The 19,418-nt window shown below is 64.1% G+C and carries 21 protein-coding genes; 5 read left to right on the forward strand and 16 right to left on the reverse strand.

Translation table 11 applies throughout. The annotated features are described in order from the left end of the window. The first annotated feature begins 337 nt into the window (after window positions 1-337). Window positions 338-1,216: an autotransporter outer membrane beta-barrel domain-containing protein gene (locus ABWP50_RS07520; protein WP_353217379.1), complete on the forward strand. Its 879-nt coding sequence runs from the start codon at window positions 338-340 to the stop codon at window positions 1,214-1,216. Window positions 1,217-1,224: 8 nt separating this feature from the next. On the opposite strand, the gene ABWP50_RS07525 is transcribed toward ABWP50_RS07520, so the two are convergent. After that, window positions 1,225-2,166, reverse strand: coding sequence for a LysR family transcriptional regulator (locus ABWP50_RS07525; protein ID WP_353217380.1), 942 nt, complete (start codon window positions 2,164-2,166; stop codon window positions 1,225-1,227). Between the two features lie 90 nt (window positions 2,167-2,256). Between ABWP50_RS07525 and ABWP50_RS07530 the strand changes: the two genes are divergently transcribed. Beyond that, the gene (locus tag ABWP50_RS07530) at window positions 2,257-2,565 is read left to right on the forward strand and encodes a hypothetical protein (RefSeq protein WP_353217381.1); all 309 of its coding nucleotides are present in this window, start codon (window positions 2,257-2,259) and stop codon (window positions 2,563-2,565) included. Window positions 2,566-2,658: 93 nt separating this feature from the next. On the opposite strand, the gene ABWP50_RS07535 is transcribed toward ABWP50_RS07530, so the two are convergent. The 14 genes from ABWP50_RS07535 to ABWP50_RS07600 form a co-directional block, all read right to left on the reverse strand. Beyond that, the gene (locus ABWP50_RS07535) at window positions 2,659-3,909 is read right to left on the reverse strand and encodes an ABC transporter permease (RefSeq protein ID WP_353217382.1); all 1,251 of its coding nucleotides are present in this window, start codon (window positions 3,907-3,909) and stop codon (window positions 2,659-2,661) included. Beyond that, a complete protein-coding gene (locus ABWP50_RS07540; protein ID WP_353217383.1) occupies window positions 3,906-4,619 on the reverse strand; it encodes an ABC transporter ATP-binding protein in 714 nt (237 codons plus the stop codon). Before ABWP50_RS07540 ends, ABWP50_RS07535 begins: the two co-directional genes overlap by 4 nt. Next, entirely contained in the window at window positions 4,600-5,865 is a 1,266-nt protein-coding gene (locus tag ABWP50_RS07545) for an efflux RND transporter periplasmic adaptor subunit (protein ID WP_353217384.1), read from the reverse strand. Before ABWP50_RS07545 ends, ABWP50_RS07540 begins: the two co-directional genes overlap by 20 nt. Before the next feature lie 187 nt (window positions 5,866-6,052). Beyond that, complete coding sequence (gene pnp / locus ABWP50_RS07550) at window positions 6,053-8,401, reverse strand: polyribonucleotide nucleotidyltransferase (protein WP_353217385.1); 2,349 nt, start codon at window positions 8,399-8,401, stop codon at window positions 6,053-6,055. Window positions 8,402-8,550: 149 nt separating this feature from the next. Continuing rightward, a complete protein-coding gene (gene rpsO / locus ABWP50_RS07555; RefSeq protein ID WP_353217386.1) occupies window positions 8,551-8,820 on the reverse strand; it encodes a 30S ribosomal protein S15 in 270 nt (89 codons plus the stop codon). A 29-nt stretch (window positions 8,821-8,849) separates the two neighbouring features. After that, window positions 8,850-9,737 (reverse strand): tRNA pseudouridine(55) synthase TruB, encoded by an 888-nt coding sequence (gene truB / locus ABWP50_RS07560; RefSeq protein ID WP_353217387.1) that lies wholly within the window; start codon window positions 9,735-9,737, stop codon window positions 8,850-8,852. A gap of 10 nt (window positions 9,738-9,747) precedes the next feature. Next, entirely contained in the window at window positions 9,748-10,113 is a 366-nt protein-coding gene (locus tag ABWP50_RS07565) for a HepT-like ribonuclease domain-containing protein (RefSeq protein WP_353217388.1), read from the reverse strand. A gap of 1 nt (window position 10,114) precedes the next feature. Further along, complete coding sequence (locus ABWP50_RS07570) at window positions 10,115-10,411, reverse strand: nucleotidyltransferase family protein (protein WP_353217389.1); 297 nt, start codon at window positions 10,409-10,411, stop codon at window positions 10,115-10,117. A 28-nt stretch (window positions 10,412-10,439) separates the two neighbouring features. Then, on the reverse strand, window positions 10,440-10,967 hold the full coding sequence (locus ABWP50_RS07575) for a GNAT family N-acetyltransferase (RefSeq protein ID WP_353217390.1): 528 nt from the start codon (window positions 10,965-10,967) through the stop codon (window positions 10,440-10,442). Between the two features lie 31 nt (window positions 10,968-10,998). Further along, entirely contained in the window at window positions 10,999-11,466 is a 468-nt protein-coding gene (gene rbfA / locus ABWP50_RS07580; RefSeq protein ID WP_353217391.1) for a 30S ribosome-binding factor RbfA, read from the reverse strand. Between the two features lie 54 nt (window positions 11,467-11,520). After that, window positions 11,521-14,424, reverse strand: coding sequence for a translation initiation factor IF-2 (gene infB, locus ABWP50_RS07585; protein WP_353217392.1), 2,904 nt, complete (start codon window positions 14,422-14,424; stop codon window positions 11,521-11,523). Window positions 14,425-14,433: 9 nt separating this feature from the next. Then, window positions 14,434-15,177, reverse strand: coding sequence for a DUF448 domain-containing protein (locus tag ABWP50_RS07590; RefSeq protein ID WP_353217393.1), 744 nt, complete (start codon window positions 15,175-15,177; stop codon window positions 14,434-14,436). After that, window positions 15,164-16,756 carry a transcription termination factor NusA gene (nusA, locus tag ABWP50_RS07595; protein ID WP_353217394.1) on the reverse strand — a complete coding sequence of 531 codons (1,593 nt, stop codon included), beginning with the start codon at window positions 16,754-16,756 and terminating at the stop codon, window positions 15,164-15,166. Before nusA ends, ABWP50_RS07590 begins: the two co-directional genes overlap by 14 nt. A gap of 1 nt (window position 16,757) precedes the next feature. Further along, window positions 16,758-17,354 carry an LSm family protein gene (locus tag ABWP50_RS07600; protein ID WP_353217395.1) on the reverse strand — a complete coding sequence of 199 codons (597 nt, stop codon included), beginning with the start codon at window positions 17,352-17,354 and terminating at the stop codon, window positions 16,758-16,760. Window positions 17,355-17,631: 277 nt separating this feature from the next. Here ABWP50_RS07600 and ABWP50_RS07605 point away from each other — a divergent pair, with 277 nt between their 5' ends. Then, a complete protein-coding gene (locus tag ABWP50_RS07605; protein ID WP_353217396.1) occupies window positions 17,632-18,216 on the forward strand; it encodes a urate hydroxylase PuuD in 585 nt (194 codons plus the stop codon). A 68-nt stretch (window positions 18,217-18,284) separates the two neighbouring features. Here ABWP50_RS07605 and ABWP50_RS07610 read toward each other — a convergent pair whose 3' ends face one another. After that, window positions 18,285-18,629 (reverse strand): hypothetical protein, encoded by a 345-nt coding sequence (locus tag ABWP50_RS07610; protein ID WP_353217397.1) that lies wholly within the window; start codon window positions 18,627-18,629, stop codon window positions 18,285-18,287. 201 nt (window positions 18,630-18,830) lie between these two features. Between ABWP50_RS07610 and rplU the strand changes: the two genes are divergently transcribed. Both rplU and rpmA read left to right on the forward strand, forming a co-directional pair. Next, window positions 18,831-19,118 carry a 50S ribosomal protein L21 gene (gene rplU / locus ABWP50_RS07615; protein ID WP_353217409.1) on the forward strand — a complete coding sequence of 96 codons (288 nt, stop codon included), beginning with the start codon at window positions 18,831-18,833 and terminating at the stop codon, window positions 19,116-19,118. Window positions 19,119-19,131: 13 nt separating this feature from the next. Continuing rightward, window positions 19,132-19,407, forward strand: coding sequence for a 50S ribosomal protein L27 (gene rpmA / locus ABWP50_RS07620; protein WP_353217398.1), 276 nt, complete (start codon window positions 19,132-19,134; stop codon window positions 19,405-19,407). Window positions 19,408-19,418 lie beyond the last annotated feature (11 nt).

The raw sequence follows: 19,418 nt of genomic DNA on the forward strand, positions 1-19,418 counted from the left end.
CCGGCATCGCCGGTCAGCCGCCATGCCAGCCGCCAGGCGGCGCTGTTGTGGCGTTCCACCAGACACTGCAGCGCGCTGGCCTCGCCGCGCGCTGCGGCTGCCATCAGCGCATCATCATTCTGGCCGGCCTCGGGCAGCCGCTGCATCAACACCGTGTTCACCTGCCTGTCTGACGATGTAACGGCCCTGCACGGCCGATTCCTTCGCGCTGCCAGATTTTTGTTGGCGGCGCGAAGGAATTGCCTGGCTCGCTGCGTTGGAATCTAAAATACTGCGCGCAATATTGGGGATGATGATGACAGGCAGGCGGACAGCAAGAGCAATGCAGCTTTGGGCAATGGCAGCAGGTGCCGCCTTGGCTGGGGCATCTCCGGCCGCAGCGCAAGACGTGGCACAAGACGGGGCTCAAGACGGGGCGGAGCGTGAGCGGCCGTGGACCCTATCGCTATCCGGCGGCCTCACCGCCGTGCAGGCACAGGCCGATCAGCCCTTTGCCGCGCTGGGCCTGACTCGAAATTTCGGCACGTCGTGGGTGAAGGCCGATGTTACCTATGTCGGCAGCGGCAATGCGCGCGGCCTGACCATCCCGGCCGACACCTGGATCGGCGGCCTCGCGGCGGGCACCTATGTCGGCAATCTCGGGCTTGAAGCGCATGTGTCGCTGGGCCGCCGCCAATTCGATGCGGCCAATCTGCGCTCACAGGCCGGTACCGCAATCGCCGTCGATCGCTCCGGCGGCATTTTCGGGCTTGGCGGCTCGATCAGCTATGATGTGATGCTTGCGGACCGGCTGTTCATCACGCCCTATGCCGGCATTGATTATAATCAGATCGATTTCGCCGTGGCGTTGACTGGTCCGGGCGGGCGGGTGATTTCCAGCCAGCAGCAATCCAGCGATGGTGTCATCGGCTCCGCCGGCGCTGCGCTCACCCGCATGTTTGCGGGCGACGGCGGCAGCATAAGCCTGTCCGGCACGATCAACACGGCCAGCAATATTGCAGCGGTCGGGCAGGTTGGCGCCGGCCAGCGCACCACCGCGGGCACACCGCGCTTTGTCGATGCGCTGCGCCAGTCGGGCAGCTGGGGCGAACTGGCCGCCACCCTGTCGTTCAATGCCAGCGCTGCGGTGGCCATTGATCTCAGCGTAATCCGCACGGTCAGCTTTCCGTTCGGTGACACCACGGCCGGCATCGCCGGGCTGCGTTTCCGCTTTTAGGGGCGGCGCTATTTGTTCAGATGCGGCAGCCGGCCATCGGCCAGCGCGACCTTGAGATGATCGATAAAGGCGCGCAGCTTGGGCAGCACCTGGGCGTGGCCGGGATAATGCAGGAACAGGCCGGGGCTGGACGGCGCCAGATGATCGAGCACGGTTTCCAACTGGCCGGCGGTGATTTGCGCCTCCACCAACGGCTCGCTGATCTGGGCGAGGCCCATGCCGCGTTCGGCCATCGCCACGACCGTGGTGAGTTCATTGACGACGACGCGGCCCTTCACCGTCACATCGACACTGCGATTGCCGTCGGCAAAGCGCCACCCATTGAGCGCGCCATTGCGACTGACCCGTTGGCGGATGCAGTTATGCAGTTTCAGATCGGCAAGTGTTTTCGGCCGGCCATGGTCGGCCAGATAGGCGGGCGTACCGACGATGACGTAGCGAAACGGGGCTGAAATCCGCACGCTGATCATGTCGGCCTCCAGCAGCTCACCGATCCGGATCCCGGCATCGTGGCCGCTCGTCGCCAGATCGACGAGGGCATCTTCGCCGATCACCTCCACATCAATATCGGGGTAGGCGGCGCAGAAATCGGCGATGATCGGCTCGATCAGCAGGCGCACCACGGCGCGCGGCATGTTGAGGCGCAGCAGGCCGGAGGGACGTTCGCCCAGCGTGCGCGCGTCTTCCCACGCGGCGATCAGGCTGGCCCAGGCTGGCGCGGCCTGGGCATGGAAGCGCAGGCCCGCCTCGGTCAGCCCCACTGCGCGCGTGGTGCGGATGAACAACGGCACGCCGATGCGGTCCTCCATCTGGCGGATGGTCTGGCTGATGGCGGATGGCGACACACCCAGATCATCGGCGGCGGCGCGGAAGGATTTGCGCACTGCAACCCGCAGGAACGCCTCCAGGCCATCGAGCTGATTGCGGGGTATTGCGTAGTCAGGCTTCATGAGGCGGTGACCATTATGTGGATTAACTTGGGTCTGAGTGTGACTTAAAACCTCTTTATCGGCAACCCGATCAACGAAAGGAATTTCACCATGACGATCAATAACTCCACCGTCGACCGCATCACCCTCGTTGGCCTCGCCATGGTCGGCGTGCTGCCCTTCCTGGTGGCCTTGAGCCCGGCACCAGCCTACGCTGGCACCGTCGATTGCGCCGCGCAGGCCGCTGCCGTGCGCAGCCAGATCGAAACCGCCGATCCCAAGGTCGCCGCCCGCGCCCTCAAGACCGTGCGCATCGCCGAGAAGATCTGCGCTGAAGGTGGCAGCTTCGAAGCTAGCAAGAAATTCGCCCAGGCGCGGGCGCAGGTTGACACCGGCGTGCAGCTGGCCGCCCGCCGCTGAGCCGGTGATTACCGCAAATGGGCCGCGCTTCGCATCCGAAGCGCGGCCCATTTTCTGTGTGGCCCTGAATGTCGGCCTATTCGGTCCGCCGGCCTATTCGGTGCGCAACGCCTCGATCGGTGAAAGCCGAGAGGCGCGGATCGCCGGGTAGCCGCCGAAGACGAGGCCGATGACGCCGGAGAAGGCGACCGCGAGCACGGCGGTTTGCCAGCCGATCGGGGCCGGGAACTCAGCGATTGTCTGGAAGATGGCCGCGGCGGTTATGGCCAGTGTCAAGCCGATGGCGCCGCCGATGATGCAGAGCACGGCGGCTTCGACAAGGAACTGGTTGCGGATATCGCGGCGTTTGGCGCCCAGCGCCATGCGCAGGCCAATCTCGCGGGTGCGTTCGGTCACGCTGACCAGCATGATGTTCATGATGCCGATGCCGCCCACCAGCAGCGAGATTGAGGCGATGGCGACCAGCACGGCCTGGAAAATCTGGGTGACTTCGCCGGATGTTTCGGCAATTTCGCTGGTGGTTCGCACCGTGAACGGCGTGATCTTGCCTTTGGACACCTGATAGCGGGCGCGCAGCAGGCTTTTGATCTCGCGGTCGCCGGCCACCAGCGTTTCTTCATCCTCAAAGCCGACGAACAACAGGGTGACATCGTCCGGCCCCTGCGCGGCGGCGGTGGAGAGGCGCTGGCGCAGGGTGGAGATGGGCATGATGATCTGATCATCATTGTCGTTGCCCAGATTGCTGCCCTTGCTTTCCAGCAGGCCGATGATCGTGAACGGCACGCGGTTGATGCGGACGCTTTCGCCGATGGGGCTGGCATCGGCGAACAATTTGGTGGCCACGGTCTGGCCGATCACCACCACGCGGGCGGCGGCAGCGACATCGCTTTGCGTGAGGAAGCGGCCATCGGATGTGCTGATGTTGGAAATTCGGGCATAATCGGCGGTTGAGCCGGTGGCCTGGGTGGTGGCGCTGCGTCCGCCAGTGACCATCTGCACGCTGCTGCGGATCTGCGGCGCGACGGCGCGCACGCCGGGGACCTGGCGTGCAATGGCTGCGCCGTCCCGTTCGGTCAGGCGGCCGCGGTCGCCGGGACGCGGCGGGCCGCCTGTGCGTTCGGGTTCGGGCAGCACGATGGCCATGTTGGAGCCGAGCGTGGCGATTTGCTGGTTCACCGAAACTTGGGCGCCATTGCCCACTGCCACGGCCAGGATCACCGAAAACACCCCGATCATCACGCCCAGCGTGGTGAGGATGGAGCGCATCAGGTTGGTGCGCAGCGCGGTGAGCGCCACGGCGACGTTTACACCCCAGCCGGCAATCGTGTCGAGCAGCGCGCTCATGCTATTGTGGCCCGGCGGCGATTGGTGACGGCGGCATCCTCGATCACCGCCCCATCGCGAAACACGATGCGGCGGGCGGCATATTCGGCAATGTCAGGCTCGTGGGTGACGACGATCAGCGTGATGCCGTCGTCGTTCAACTTTTGAAATATGCCCATGATGTCCAACGAAGTCTGGGTGTCCAGCGCGCCGGTGGGTTCATCAGCCAGCAAAATCAGCGGGTTGGTGACCAGCGCGCGGGCAATGGCCACGCGCTGTTGCTGGCCGCCTGACAATTTGGCCGGCGTGTTTTCCATGCGGTTGCCAAGGCCCATCGCCTCCAGCTTGGCCTGGGCGCGCGCGCGGCGTTCGGAATAGCGCACGCCGGCATAGATCAGCGGCACCGCGACATTGTCGAGCGCGCTGGTGCGGGCGAGCAGATTGAACTGCTGGAACACAAAGCCGATCTTGCGGTTGCGGATTTCCGCCAGTTCATCGCTGTCCAGGCTCTTGGTGTCGATACCATCCAGCTTGAGGGTGCCCGACGTGGGCACATCGAGGCAGCCGATCAGGTTCATGAACGTCGATTTGCCCGATCCGCTGGCGCCCATGATCGCGACGAATTCGCCGTGCGCGATGCTGAGTGACACACGGTTGACCGCATGCACCACTTCGCCCCCGATCACATAATCCTTGACCAGTTCATGGGTTTCAAGAAGCGGCGCTGTCATCTTCGTCCGTATCGTCGGTCTCGGCCTTGGGCTTCAGGGATTTGGTGCGCACCAGCAGCTTGTCGCCGGCTTTGAGGCCTGACAGGATTTCGGTGTAATCGTCGCCCTGCAGCCCGGTCTGCACCGCTTGCCGTGTCGGCTTGTAGGCATTTGATCCGGCGATCCACACGGTTTGGCGAGCGGCTGCGGGCGTTGCCCCGGTCTCGGTCTTGGCCGGCTCCCGATCCGCCACTTTCGGGCGGAAGCGCAGGGCGGTGGTGGGCACGCGCAGCACATCGGTTTTGGCGCCGGTGATGATTTCGACATTGGCGGTCATGCCAGGCAGCAATTTGCCATCGAGATTGTCCACGTCGATGATCACCAGATAGCTGACGACATTCTGGTTTTCGACCGGCGCCTTGCGGACCTGGCGCACCGCGGCCTGAAATACCGTGTCGGGGTAGCTGTCCACCGTGAAAGCCACCTTCTGGCCGGCGATGATCTGGCCGATATCGGCTTCGTCCACCGAGGCTTCGACCTGCATCTTGGTGATGTCGGCGGCGATTTCGAATAGATTTGGCGTCTGGAAGCTGGCGGCGACGGTGGTGCCCGGTTCAACCAGCTTGTTGATGATCACGCCGCTGGCCGGGGCGACAATGACGGTGCGGCTGAGATCGAGCCGTGTTGACGACAGCTCGGCGGTGGCCTGCTTGATCTGGGCATTGCTGCTCTGGATTTGTGCGGCGGCCACATCCACCGCGTTGCGGGCGGTGTTCAGCCTGGTCTGCGCGACGTCGAGATTGGCCGTGGAAACAAAGCCCCGCTGCGAAAGTTCGCGTTGCCGCGCATATTCGCGTTGCTGGATTTCCAGCTCCAGCCGGGCGCGGGCAATGTTGGCGTTGGCTTGCTGCAGGCCGGCGCGGGCCAGCGCCACCTGGGCTTCGGATTGCTGCGCCCGGGCGCGCACGCGGGTGACGTCGATTTCGGCCAGCACCTGCCCGGCTTTCACCGTGGAATTGAAATCCACATAGACTTTGGTGATCTGGCCGGACACTTCGGTGCCGACCTTGATGGTGTTCAGCGCGCGCACCTTGCCGCTGGCCGAAACCTTGCGCAGCACGGCGCCGCGATCAACGCTTTGGCTGACATATTCATAGTCATGCGGCGTCGGCCGAACGGCGAACCAGGTGAGGGCCAGCAACACCAACGCAATCAGCGCCGACCAGACCGGGTGGCGCTTCACCCATGCGCTCAATTTCGTCAGCATAATGCTCCGGCGGAAACCTTGTGTGTATTATTTGCCTATATCGGCTGCTGAAGCACTTGGCGAGGGCTGATATGGCGTGTGGCGGTGCCAATCGTGAAAAACCGCACCAACGGCACAAAATGAAAGGGCCGCGCTTCCAGTAAGAAGCGCGGCCCGTTTCATCTGGCCTATCCAAGCATCAACGATGTCAGTCGTTGCCGCCGGTCAGGAAGTTGGGCAGGCCGGCGGGGGCGTCGTCGCCGCCTTCACTGCGCGGGGCGCGGTCGCGGTCACCGCCATCACGGCGCCCATCGCTTCTGGGCCCACGGTCGTCGCGGCGCGGGCCACGATCGTCACGGCCACCGCCATCACGGCGGGGACCACGATCACCATCACGGCGTGGGCCGCGATCACCGCGGGGTCCGCGATCATCACCGCCCTCGCGCGGCGGGCGCGTGTCCGGCAGTTCTTCGCCGGTTTCCTGATCGACGAGGCGCATCGACAGCTTGACCTTGCCGCGATCATCGACGCCGAGCACCTTGACCTTGACCATCTGGCCCTCGGTCAGCACGTCCTTGACGTTGGCAACCCGCTCGTTCTTGATTTCGGAGATGTGCACCAGGCCATCCTTGGCGCCCATGAAGTTCACGAACGCACCGAAATCGGCCATGTTCACGACCTTGCCGGTGTAGATCTTGCCCACTTCGGCTTCCATGGTGATGCCTTCGATCCACTTGCGCGCGGCGGCAATCTGGGCCGGATCGCTGCTGGAGATCTTGACGGTGCCGTCATCCTCGATGTCGACCTTGGCGCCGGTGGTGGCGACGATCTCACGGATCACCTTGCCGCCGGTGCCGATGATGTCGCGGATCTTGTCCTTGGGCACCTGCATCGATTCGATGCGCGGCGCGTGTGCGGACAGGCCTTCGCGGGTGCTGTCGAGCGCCTTGGCCATTTCACCCAGGATATGCTCGCGGCCGGCCTTGGCCTGATCCAGCGCGACGCGCATGATTTCTTCGGTGATGCCTGCAACCTTGATGTCCATCTGCAGCGATGTGACGCCTTCGGATGTGCCGGCAACCTTGAAATCCATGTCGCCCAGATGATCTTCATCACCCAGAATGTCGGACAGGACGGCAAATTCCTTGCCTTCGAGGATGAGGCCCATGGCGATGCCGGCGCACGGACGCTTGAGCGGGACGCCAGCGTCCATCAAGGCCAGCGAACCGCCGCACACGGTTGCCATCGACGACGAGCCGTTGGACTCGGTGATGTCGGACAGCACGCGGATCGTGTACGGGAACTCTTCCTTGGCGGGCAGCAGCGGATGCAGGGCGCGCCATGCCAGCTTGCCGTGGCCGATATCGCGGCGGCTCGGTGCGCCAAAGCGGCCGACTTCACCCACCGAATAGGGAGGGAAGTTGTAGTGCAGCATGAAGCGTTCATAGCGCAGGCCATCCAGGCCATCGATCATCTGCTCGGCATCGGCAGTGCCTAGCGTCGTGGTGACGATGGACTGGGTTTCACCGCGGGTGAACAGCGCCGAACCGTGGGTGCGCGGCAGCAGGCCGACCATGGCTTCGATCGGGCGCACCGTCTTGGTGTCGCGGCCATCGATGCGGCGGCCGTCCTTGAGGATGGCGCCGCGCACGATGGCGGCTTCCAGCTTCTTGAACAGCTTGCCGGCCTTCATCTGCTCTTGCGGCGTGCCATCGGCAAACACCGTCTTGGCTTTGGCCTTGGCTTCGGCCAGCGCGGCCTGGCGATCGGATTTGCCCTTCAGGCGGTAGGCGGCGTCAACGTCGCTGCCCAGTGCCTTCTTGAGGGTGGCCAGCATCGCCTTGTCGTCGGTGACGGCCATTTCCCAAGGTTCCTTGGCGGCCTTTTCGGCGAGACGGATGATCGCATCGATCACCGGCTGCATGGAGCGATGCGCAAACATCACCGCGCCGAGCATGGTGTCTTCCGACAATTCCTTGGCTTCGGATTCGACCATCATCACGGCGTCGCCGGTGCCGGCAACGACGAGATCAAGCTCGCCTTCCTTGATCTGGGTCTTGGTCGGGTTGAGGATATACTCGCCGTCCTGGTAACCGACGCGGGCACCAGCGATGGGGCCCATGAACGGCACGCCGGACAGGGTAAGTGCAGCGGACGCAGCGATCAGCGACAGGATATCGCCTTCCGCTTCGCCATCATAGCTGAGCACATGGGCGATCACGTTGATTTCGTTGTAGAAACCTTCGGGGAACAGCGGGCGCAGCGGGCGATCGATCAGGCGGCTGGTGAGCGTTTCATGCTCGGTGGCACCGCGCTCGCGCTTGAAGAAGCCGCCGGGGATGCGGCCGGCTGCGGAATATTTTTCCTGGTAGTGAACGGTGAGCGGGAAGAAATCCTGGCCCTCCTTCACGGTCTTGGCGGCGGTGACAGCGCACAGCACCACGGTTTCGCCCAGGGTGGCGAGCACGGCGCCATCAGCCTGGCGGGCAATGCGCCCGGTTTCCAGAGTCAGCGTGCGGCCGCCCCAGTTGATTTCTTCTTTGTGAATGGTGAACATATCTTCTTTCCCTGGCGGCAGGCCCGATTGCCTGACGCCAACAGCGTGTGTGCCGCTCTTGGTGGCGGCGTTGGCGGCGGCACGCTCATTCGCGCCGGGCCAGAAAAACGAACGGCCCCGAAATTGGGGCCGTTCGGGATTGGCCTGGCTTACTTGCGCAGGCCCAGCTTGGCGATGAGCGCGGTATAACGCGCGGCATCTTTCTTCTTGAGATAATCGAGCAGCGAACGGCGCGTGTTGACCAGCACCAGCAGGCCGCGCCGGCTGTGATTGTCCTTGCTGTGGGTCTTGAAGTGATCGGTCAGGTTGACAATGCGTTCCGTCAAAATGGCCACCTGAACTTCCGGCGAACCGGTGTCGGTGGGGCTGCGGGCATTGCTGCTGATGATTTCGGCTTTCTTTTCGGCGGATACCGACATCGTTTTACTCCCGGGTTGCTGACTGTTCGTCAAAGGTTGAACCCGCGCAGCACCCACACCTCGCCCAGATGGGCCTCGACCAATGCAACAGGAACAGAACCGTTGCAGGCGAGATGGGTGCCGTTGCTGGCTGGGTGCCCGACAAGCCTGCGCCCCTGGTGGAGTGCCGCCGCTTCGTCTGGCGTGATAGGCAGAGCCGGGATGTCGTCCAGCCCTGCCATCAGTGGCAGTATTGCCTGTTCTTGCGCCGCGCCCTGCACCAATGCAGCCAGCTTGTCCAGCGATATTGCCTGCGCCAGGGTGAACGGCCCGGACTTGCTGCGGCGCAGCATGGTGACATGGCCAACGCTGCCCAGCGCATAGGCAAGATCGCGCGCCAGGCTGCGGATGTAGGTGCCTTTCGACACGCGGGCGGTGAATGTCGCGCTGCCTGGCGTGACGGCGGTGAGCGCCAGGCTGTAAATGGTGAGCTGCCGCGCCGCCAGCGTGACCTCGGTGCCGGCGCGGGCGAGGGCATAGGCGCGCTTGCCGTCAACCTTGAGCGCCGAATATTGCGGCGGGATCTGGCTGATCGGCCCGGTGAAGCGCGGCAGCACCGATAGAATATCGGTTTCGTCAGGGCGCACGTCGCTGGTGGCGGTCACCTCGCCTTCGGCGTCCAATGTGCTGGTCTCGGTGCCGAATTGCACGGTGAAATCATAGGCCTTGTCGGCATCCAGCATCCGCCCGGCCAGCTTGGTCGCCTCGCCAAGTGCGATGGGCAGCACACCGGTGGCCAGCGGATCGAGGGTGCCGCCATGGCCGATGCGCGGGATGGGCAGGCCGCCTTGCCGAAAGATGCGCTTCACGGCCGCCACGCCTTGCGCGCTGGTCAGGCCGAGCGGCTTGTCGAGGATGATCCAGCCGTTGAGTGTCATTCCGGGAGTGTCATTCCGGCAAAGCGGCCAACATGGCGGCAATCGCCGCCTTGAGCGGACCGAAATCGGCCATCACCACGCGCCAGACTTGATCGGGATCAACATTGTCATAGGCGTGACGCAGCCAGTTGCCGATATCGGCGACCTGCCGCCAAGGCACGTCTGGATGCGCGGCCAGCACGGCCGGATCAACATGGCGGCTGGCTTCCGAAATCCGTTCAATGCCGCGCTCCACGGCAGAGCGCAGGACCCAATTGCCGGCAAACTGCGACTGGCTGATGCCGGACAAGGCCGCTTCAATCGCGATAATCTCGCTGGCCATGTCATCCAGACGCAGTTTTTGGCGGCGTTTGGCGCGCTTTGCCGGCAGCGTCATGTCAGAAAACCCGGACCGCTTCCGCCTCGATGTCTGCTCGCAGCGCCGGATGCAACGACGAGCGCGTGCAAAGGTCAACCTTGATTCCCACCAGCGCCTGCGCAATATCCCGCACTTCCATCACATCAAACAAGCTCAGGCGCGCGTGGGCCGGATCGAAGAAGAGGTCCACATCACTGTCCGGCCCGGCTTCGTCACGGGCGGTGGAGCCGAACAGATACAGCGCGCCCACGCCCGCCGCCTTCAATCGGGGTGAGGCGGATTGCAACCGGCGCAAGGCTTCCTGACGTTCCATCATGAATTTCTACTGCAAAAGTGGCGGTGCGTCACCTGTTGGCCCGCAACCACGGCATGAGCGCATCAGACGCTTCGCCGGGCAGCAGCGACAGCACGGCCGTGTCACGCACGAAGCCGGTCCAGGTGGTCTTGTTGCGGCGCAGGACACCTTCCTGCTGCCCGCCAAGCTTTCGGATGGCGGCGATGGAGCGGGTGTTGCGGGTATCGACATCGAAATGGATGCGCTGGAAACCGCAAGCCCAGGCGTGGCCGATCATCAGGCCTTTGAGCGCAAGATTGAAATCGCCGCCGCGCACCGCCGGCGCAAGATAGGTGTAGCCGATTGACACGGCGCGGTTGGCCGCATCGATATTGTACCAGCTGGTGCAGCCCACGACCGTGTTGGCATCCAGCACTGCGTAGGCAAATTGGCTACCGCCCGCCAGTTTCAGATCGAACTGCGGATCAAAAAATTCATCCACCAGGCAAGTGGAATAAATCGTCCAGATGTCCCGGTCTGCCGCGCAGGCCGCGCGCAGCGGTTCACGATGATTTTCGGCGATGGGGGTGAGCGTCACGCGGCTATTGGCCAGCGCCGCGCACAAGGCGTCAATCTTCGGTAGCATCATCGTCGCCGCTGTCCGCCAGGCTTTTCCAGGGGCGGATCGGGGCCTTTATGACCGGCGGCAGATCGCGGGCGATTTCCGGGCGCGCCAATATGGCATCGATGCGCGCGCCGGCATCATAGCTGTCATCGCGTCGGAAGGTGAGGTCGGGCGTGTATTTCGTCGCCAGCCGCTTGGCGACTTCGCCGCGCAGCCAGCCGCGATGCTGGGCCAGGGCCTTAACCACGGCTTCATCGTCGCCGTTGGAGGCTTTCACGAACACCAGCGCCTGGCGCAGATCGGGCGTGACCCGCACTTCGGACACGGAAATGATCGTCCGCGTCAGCACTTCATCCCGCAGATCCCCGCGCGCGATTACTTCGGCAAGCGCGTGGCGCACCTGTTCGCCGATGCGCTGCAGGCGGATCGGGCGGCCTTTGGGATCTGCGGCTGGCGGTGTCGGCTTGGGCATAAGCAGGGTCCTCCCCCCTTCGGAACCGATAGCGGGCACCGAAGGGGGTGAAAATTACAAGGTCCGCTCTTTCATCTCGACTTCATAGGTCTCGACGATGTCGCCGGCCTTCACATCGGACGAATCGGCCAGCGTGATGCCGCATTCCAGACCGACCTTCACTTCCGACACATCCTCCTTGAAGCGGCGCAGCGAGGCCACCATGCCCGTGTAGATGATAACATCGTCGCGCATGACACGCGCGCGCAGCGACTTCTTGATGAAGCCTTCCAGCACGCGCAAGCCGGCCGCCTTGCCGATCTTGCCGGCCTGGAACACCTCCAGCACCTGGGCGCGGCCCACGACGGTTTCAAAGGCTTCAGGGCCAAGCTGCCCGGCCATCGCCGCCTTCACTTCGTCGATCAGATCATAGATGACGTCGTAATATTTCAGCGCCACGCCGCCCTGCTGGGCAATCTCGCGGGCCTTGGCATTGGCGCGCACATTGAATCCGATCACGGGTGCGCCGCTGGCCTTGGCCAGGGTCACGTCGCTTTCGGTGATGCCGCCGGTGCTGGCAATCAGCACCTTGGCGCGGATCTGGTCGCTGCCGATCTTGTTCACGGCGCCGGCAATTGCTTCGGCCGAGCCCTGGGTGTCGGCCTTGATGACCAGCGGATATTCCTGAACCTTCTTGGCGCGCAGCACCGAGAACATGTCTTCCAGACGCGCCGGGCCATTGGCCCCGGTGCGCTTGGCCGTGGCGAGGGCCGCGCGATATTCCGCGACTTCGCGGGCGCGGGCTTCGTCTTCAACCACGGTGACGGCATCGCCAGCCTGCGGCACACCGCCCAGGCCAAGCACTTCAACCGCAGCGGACGGGCCCGCTTCCTTGACCTGCACGCCCTTGTCATCGGTCAGTGCGCGCACGCGGCCCCATTCCTGGCCCATCACGAAGATATCGCCGCGCTTGAGGGTGCCGCGCCCGATCAGCACAGTGGCCAGCGGGCCCTTGCCCTTGTCCAGCCGCGCTTCGATCACGGTGCCTTCGGCGGATCGGCCGGGATTGGCGCGCAAATCCAGCACTTCGGCTTGCAGCAGGATCTTTTCCATCAGATCATCGAGGCCGGTTTTCTGGGTGGCGGAAATTTCCGCGTCCATCACGTCGCCGCCCATCTCCTCGACCTGCACATCCTGCTGCAGCAGCGCGGTGCGGATGCGGCTGGCATCAGCGCCGGTCTTGTCCATCTTGTTGATCGCCACGATCATCGGCACGCCGGCCGCCTTGGTGTGCTGGATCGCTTCGATGGTCTGCGGCATGATCCCGTCATCCCACGCCACCACCAGCACCACGATATCGGTTACGCCGGCACCGCGGGCGCGCATCTGCGTGAAGGCTTCGTGGCCAGGCGTATCCAGGAAGGTGATCTTCTGCTTGTCCTTGGTGACGATCTGATAGGCGCCGATCTGCTGGGTAATCCCGCCGGCTTCGCCCTTCACCACGTTCGATCCGCGCAGCGCGTCCAGCAGGCTGGTTTTGCCGTGATCGACATGGCCCATGATGGTGACCACCGGCGGCCGCGTGATCATGTCTTCGTCGATGTCGGCCTCGCCTACCATGCCCTTTTCAACATCGCTTTCCGACACGCGGACGATGTTGTGGCCAAATTCGGTCAGCACCAGTTCGGCGGTGTCCTGATCGATTTCTTCCAGCGCCGCAGTGGGCACGCCCATGCGTGCCAGCAGGCGCACGACATTGTTGGTGCGTTCGGCCATGCGGTTGGCCAATTCCTGCACGGTGATCGTGTCGGGCACGGTCACATCGCGCACCTGCTTGGCCTGGCTGCCCAGGCGGCCACGTTCCTTTTCGCGGGCACGGCGCAGCGCCGCCAGGCTGCGCACACGGGTGCCGCTGTCGTCATCGAGCGCGCGGGTGACCGTGAGCTTGCCGGATTTGCGGCGATCTTCGGCGCCTTTGACCGGACGCTGTGTCTTGGGCGCTTCGGGCTTGCGGCCGGGAATCAGGCGCACGCGCATGCTGTCGTCGTCGTCTTCCATCGCGCTGGGCGGGATTACCATGCCATCGGCATCGATTTCCGGCTGCGGATCGGGACGGGTGGCGAGTTCCTCGGCAGCGAGGCGCTTCTCATCAAGGCGGCGGCGGTCTTCCTCGTCGCGCGCTGCGCGCTCCTGCTCTTCGCGGATGCGCACCTCTTCCATCAGGCGCAGGCGATCTTCTTCGGCTTGGCGTTGATAAAGAGCGGCCATTTCGCCCGGCGTCATGCGTTGCTGACGCGGCGGCGCGCTGGGGGCTGTGCCAGGCCGTGCGGCCTGCTGCGGCCGGCCGGTTTGTGCGCTGCGCGCAGGCGGCGCGGATGGGCGCGCCGCTGGTGCTGCCGGCCGCGGCGCCGGTGATACCGGGGTGCGGTTCTGAACTGGTGCTGCCGGCGGGGTAGTCTCCGCCGGTTTGGCCGCAGCCACTGCCTCTGCTTTTGGTTCGGCGGCTGGCGCGGCTTCTGGTGCCGCAGCCGGCTGGGCGGTCGGCTGAATGGCTGGTTCGGGACGAGGGGTGGGCTGCACCCGCTCGACGGGGCGGAACATCACCGGCGGCGCTGTCGGCCGCGCCGGCGCGGCCGGCGGATTCTCGCGCTGAATGACCGGCTGCTGCGGGGCAGCCGTGGTGGTTGCGGGCGGGGCCATAACGGGCGCCTGCGGCTCAGGTGCTCGCACCACTGGCGCGGCGATCGGCGCAGCTGCTGGTGCAGCGACCGGCACGGCGACCGGCACGGCAACCGGGGCCGGCTCCGGTGTCGGCGCTGGATCGCCAGGCCGATGCAGCACGCGCGCGCGCTTCACCTCAACCACGACCTGCTTGGTGCGGCCGTGGCTGAACTGCTGCTTGACTTTGCCGACCTCGACTGACTTGTTCAGGCCAAGGGGGGCACGCATGCCAAGTTTGGGTTTGTTGTCATCACTCATTGCTTGCGCCTAATGCCTCTCAAGGACGTCTGCCGCAACCTTTGTTGCAGCTGTCCGCGGTTCAAAATTCGTTGCGGCTGGAACCACAAAGTGGGTCCACCGATCAAGATCGGCCAGCACGCGTGCGGCCGCAGCCTGGCAGGTGATGGCCGCGTGCACCACATTGTCCCGGCCCAGCGCCGCTGACAGCAGATCGCGCGGCATCGGCAGGCGGCGCTGCGCAATATCTTCGCCGGTGGATTCGCCCACCGCGCGGGCCATGCCGTCCAGCCTGTCGGCACCGTCGGGGCGGGCATCGCCGGCATGCAGCACCAGCCAGACCTTGCCAGCCCGCAAGGCCTCCCGCACCCGGTCACCGCCGATAATCAGATTGCCAGCGCGCTTCTCGAGCCCGAGCCGGGCCAGCAGGCGCTGCTGCAAACTGGCTTCGATGCGGCTTCCCATATCGTCAGGCAGATGAAAACTGCTGGTCTTGAATGCCCGTGCCAGCGCGCCGCGCAACCGGCCGCGCGCCGCCACATCGTCAAACAAGTTGCGATCGGCGCTGATCCAGGCGCCGCGGCCCGGAAGCCGTTCCGACCAATCGGCCGCAACCTGCCCATCCGGGCCAAGCGCCAGCCGGATCAGGCTGGCGCGCGGCGCAGATTCGCCCAGCAAGATGCAGCGACGCTCAGCATCCTGAGCATGCTCCCGCTGCGCTTTCGGGCTGGCGGCGACCGGCGGTTCCGGCGTCAGGCGATCATTGGCCACCATCCGCTGATGCGTCCTCCTCATCAGCAACGGGCGTTTCGTCCGCGAACCAGTGCGCACGCGCGGCCATGATGATGCGATTGCCATCATCTTCGGACAGGCCATGATCCTTGAGCAGCCCGCTGCGGCCAACCAGTTCATCGGTGGCCAGATCGCCCAGATCATCCAGGTTCCGGATATTCTTCTTGCCCAGCACCACCAGCATGGCTTCGGTCAGGCCTTCGATGGCGGCCAGATCATCTTCGACGCCAAGCGCGCGGCGTTCTTCGCGGCACACCGCTTCGCGGCGTTCCAACGCTTCGATGGCGCGGTTCTGCAATTCCGTGCCGAGATCCTCGTCAAAGCCTTCGATGCCGGCGATTTCCGACAGATCGACATAGGCCACTTCTTCCAGCTCCGAAAAGCCTTCCGCGACCAGCAACTGCGCCAGGGTTTCGTCCACATCCAGCTCGGTCTGGAACAGTTCGGATTTCTCGACGAATTCCTTCTGGCGGCGCTCGCTTTCGTCCGCTTCGGTCATGATGTCGATCTGCTTGCCGGTCAGCGCACTGGCCAGCCGCACGTTCTGCCCGCGCCGCCCGATGGCCAGCGACAATTGATCGTCGGGCACCACCACGTCGATGCGGCCTTCATCCTCGTCCAGCACCACCTTGGACACTTCGGCTGGCTGCAGCGCATTGACCACGAAGGTGGCGGTGTCGGCCGACCATGGGATGATATCGATCTTTTCGCCCTGCAATTCCTGCACCACCGCCTGCACGCGGCTGCCCTTCATGCCGACGCAAGCACCGACCGGATCGATGCTGCTGTCGCGGCTGATGACGCCGATCTTGGCGCGGCTGCCCGGATCGCGGGCCACGGCCTTGATTTCGATGATGCCGTCATAGATTTCCGGCACTTCCTGGGCGAACAACTTCTTCATGAAATCGCCGTGGGCGCGGCTCAGGAAAATCTGCGGGCCGCGCGGTTCGCGGCGCACGCTGGCGATCAAGCTGCGCACCCGGTCACCGGGCTTGAGCACTTCGCGCGGGATTTGCTGGTCGCGGCGGATGACGCCTTCGGCTTTGCCCAGATCAACCACGACATGGCCGAATTCGGCACGCTTGACGAGGCCGGTGATGATCTCGCCCTGGCGGTCCTTGAACTCTTCGAACTGGCGCTCGCGCTCGGCATCGCGCACCTTCTGCACGATCACCTGCTTGGCGCCCTGGGCGGCAATGCGGCCAAATTCCACGGGCGGCAGCGGATCGACAACATAGCTGCCCAGTTCGGCGGCGCTGTCCTTCTTCACCGCGTCCTTCAGGCTGATCTGCTTGAAGAAATCTTCTGGCTCTTCAACCACTTCCAGAACGCGCCACAGCCGGGTTTCGCCGCTCTTGGGGTCGATCTTGGCGCGGATGTCGTTTTCAGCGCCGTAGCGGGCGCGGGCGGCGCGCTGGATGGCGTCTTCCATGGCTTCGATCACGATGCCGCGATCGATGCCCTTTTCGCGGGCCACCGCATCGGCGATGGCAAGCAGTTCGGCACGGTTGGCCGTTAGGGACGTCGCGTGGGCATTGTTGGGGTTAGGGGCAAGGGCCATGTCAGTCCTCCGAAAGTTCGTGGTCGGGGGTTTCATTGTCATTGTCGGCGGCCGCGCCGATCAGCGGGCCGCTTTCGATGATCTCATCGGCGCCAGTGGCGTCCAGAGGGCGGGTTGCGGCAATCAGCCGGTCAGTCAGCACCAGCTTGGCACTGTGGATATTGGCCATCGGCAAGCGCAGGACATGCCCGCTCTTGCCGGTGATCAGTACGGCGTCGCCTTCAAAGGCGGTGATGTCGCCGTGCACGCGGGCGCGGCCATCCACCATCGGCTCCAGCTTCAGCCGGGCCTCGTGGCCCGTCCAGCGCTGCCAATCGGCGGCGCGGGTGAGCGGCCGGTCAATGCCCGGCGACGATACTTCCAGGGCATATTCGCTGCTGATCGGATCGGCATCTTCAAGCGGCAGATCGAGTGCGCGGGACAGGCCGGCGCATTGATCGAGCGTCAATTGGCCGGTGGCCGGATCTTCGGCCATCACCTGTAGCGTCATCGATCCCGGCTGGCCCGACAGCTGGATGCGCACCAGATCAAGCCCCATCGCTGCCACCACAGGCGCGATGATGGCATCGAGTCGGGCATCAAGATCGGTCTGGGCCAAGGCTGTCGGTCTCCGGTGGGCAATGGTCCCGGCGGCACAGGCAGCCGGGTAAAAATGATCTGATCGGAAAGGCGGTTTGGCGCCGCGCAGCGTAGCCGCGCAGCCTGCAAACCACCAGTCGTGCAGGAACAAGCGCGCCTATACGCCAGTCCCGCCGATGCGGCAAGCGCCCCATCACAGCGGCGCGCGATTGCCGGTGATGCGCGCGTCTGTGCCCTTAACAAGCGCCGCGCGCTGGCCTATAGCGTCGGTGTTGGTAATTTTCGGGGCAAAACTCATGGCAAATATTCTTGGCAACCTGCGCAATGCGTTCTTGATCGGCATTGCGTTGCTGGTTGCAGTCATTCTGGCGTTCCACGCGGACGATATCAGCGCTGATGCCGGTGGCTGGACGCTGGGCTTCCTGCGCGCCGTGCACACCTGGGCCGGCATCCTGTGGATCGGCCTGCTTTATTATTTCAACTTCGTGCAGATCCCGACAATGCCGTCGGTGCCGGCCGAGTTGAAGCCGGGCGTGACCAAATATATCGCTCCCAAGGCGCTGCTGTACTTCCGCCACGGCTCGCTGCTCACGCTGGTTGCCGGCATCGGGCTGGGCGGCAGCTATCTGGTGGAGGCACTCACCTTTACCGAAGGCTTCCGCGTGATTGGGCTGGGCATGTGGCTGGGCATCATCATGGCGTTCAACGTGTGGTTTCTGATCTGGCCAAACCAGAAAATCGCCCTCGGCATTGTTGATGCCGATGCCGATGCCAAGGCCAAAGCCGCCAAGACGGCGATGATCTTCAGCCGCACCAATTTCGTGCTGTCCTTCCCCATGCTCTATTGCATGGTGGCTTACGGCCATATTTCGCCAGTCTGATTGGGCGAAAACCGACAACAGGCCCGGTTCGCACATGGCGGGCCGGGCTTTTTGCTGCCTCCTGCTGCTCAGACGGTGCGCGGCGGCGCGCCAAAGCCGGTGCTTGGTGCGCAGTCGGGGATTTCGGCAAAGCTGGCCTTGCGGCCGTTGCGGCTGATCCACACGCGCAGGCTGGCCAATTCGGGGCATGGCTTGAAGCGCCAGCGAAATTCCCAGCCATCGGCCCATTGCCGGGCTTCGCGCGCGGAAAATTCGCTCGGCGGCATGCCGGATTGGGATTGATAGCCGCTGGCCATGCGATCGGCCATCGCCGCTGCTGCTGGCGCATCGATCGCTGGATCATACAGGCCCAGCACTACCGATCCGCCAGCCACGGCAGCGGCAATCATCAACAAAAGGCGGCGCCGGGTCACGCCATCCTTCTGCACCAAGGCTGCGGGAAGCAAAAGGGGGGGCAAAAGCCGGTAGTGTCACAGCCGGCCCGCGATTTGCGTTGATGCCATTCACATTGACAAGGGCCGGGGCATCCCCTAACTGCCCGCCTTCGCATCTGCCGGGTCGTTCGATTCTGACTTGATGCTTTGTGTTGAACCAATAGTCTTAGGGTTGAAGTGATGTTCGCAGTGGTGCGCACCGGCGGCAAGCAGTACCGGGTGGCCGATGGTGACAAGATCATCGTCGAGAAAATCGATGGGGACGCCGGCGCTGCCGTCAACCTGGAAACCCTGATGGTCGGCGAAGGCGCTGCCCTCACCATGGGCGGGGCCGTCACGGCTGAAATCGTTGCCCAGACCAAGGGTGACAAGGTGATCATCTTCAAGAAGAAGCGTCGCCACAATTATCGCCGCAAGAACGGCCATCGTCAGCAGCTGACGGTGTTGAAAATCACTTCGGTCGCGTAAGGGGCACTGAACCATGGCTCACAAGAAAGCAGGCGGCTCTTCCAGGAACGGCCGCGATTCCGAAAGCAAGCGCCTTGGCGTGAAGCGCTTCGGCGGCCAGGCGGTCAACGCCGGCACCATCATCATTCGCCAGCGTGGTACCCCCACGCATCCCGGCCGCAATGTCGGCATCGGCAAGGATCATACTCTGTTCGCTCTGAGCACCGGCACCGTGGAATTCCACACCGGCAAGCTTGGCCGCAAATATGTGTCGGTCAATCCGGCAGCGGAACCGCTTGCGGCTGAATAAGCCCGGCGTTT

It is taken from the genome of Sandarakinorhabdus sp. (assembly GCF_040398645.1).
In the GTDB taxonomy this organism is placed as follows: domain Bacteria; phylum Pseudomonadota; class Alphaproteobacteria; order Sphingomonadales; family Sphingomonadaceae; genus Sandarakinorhabdus.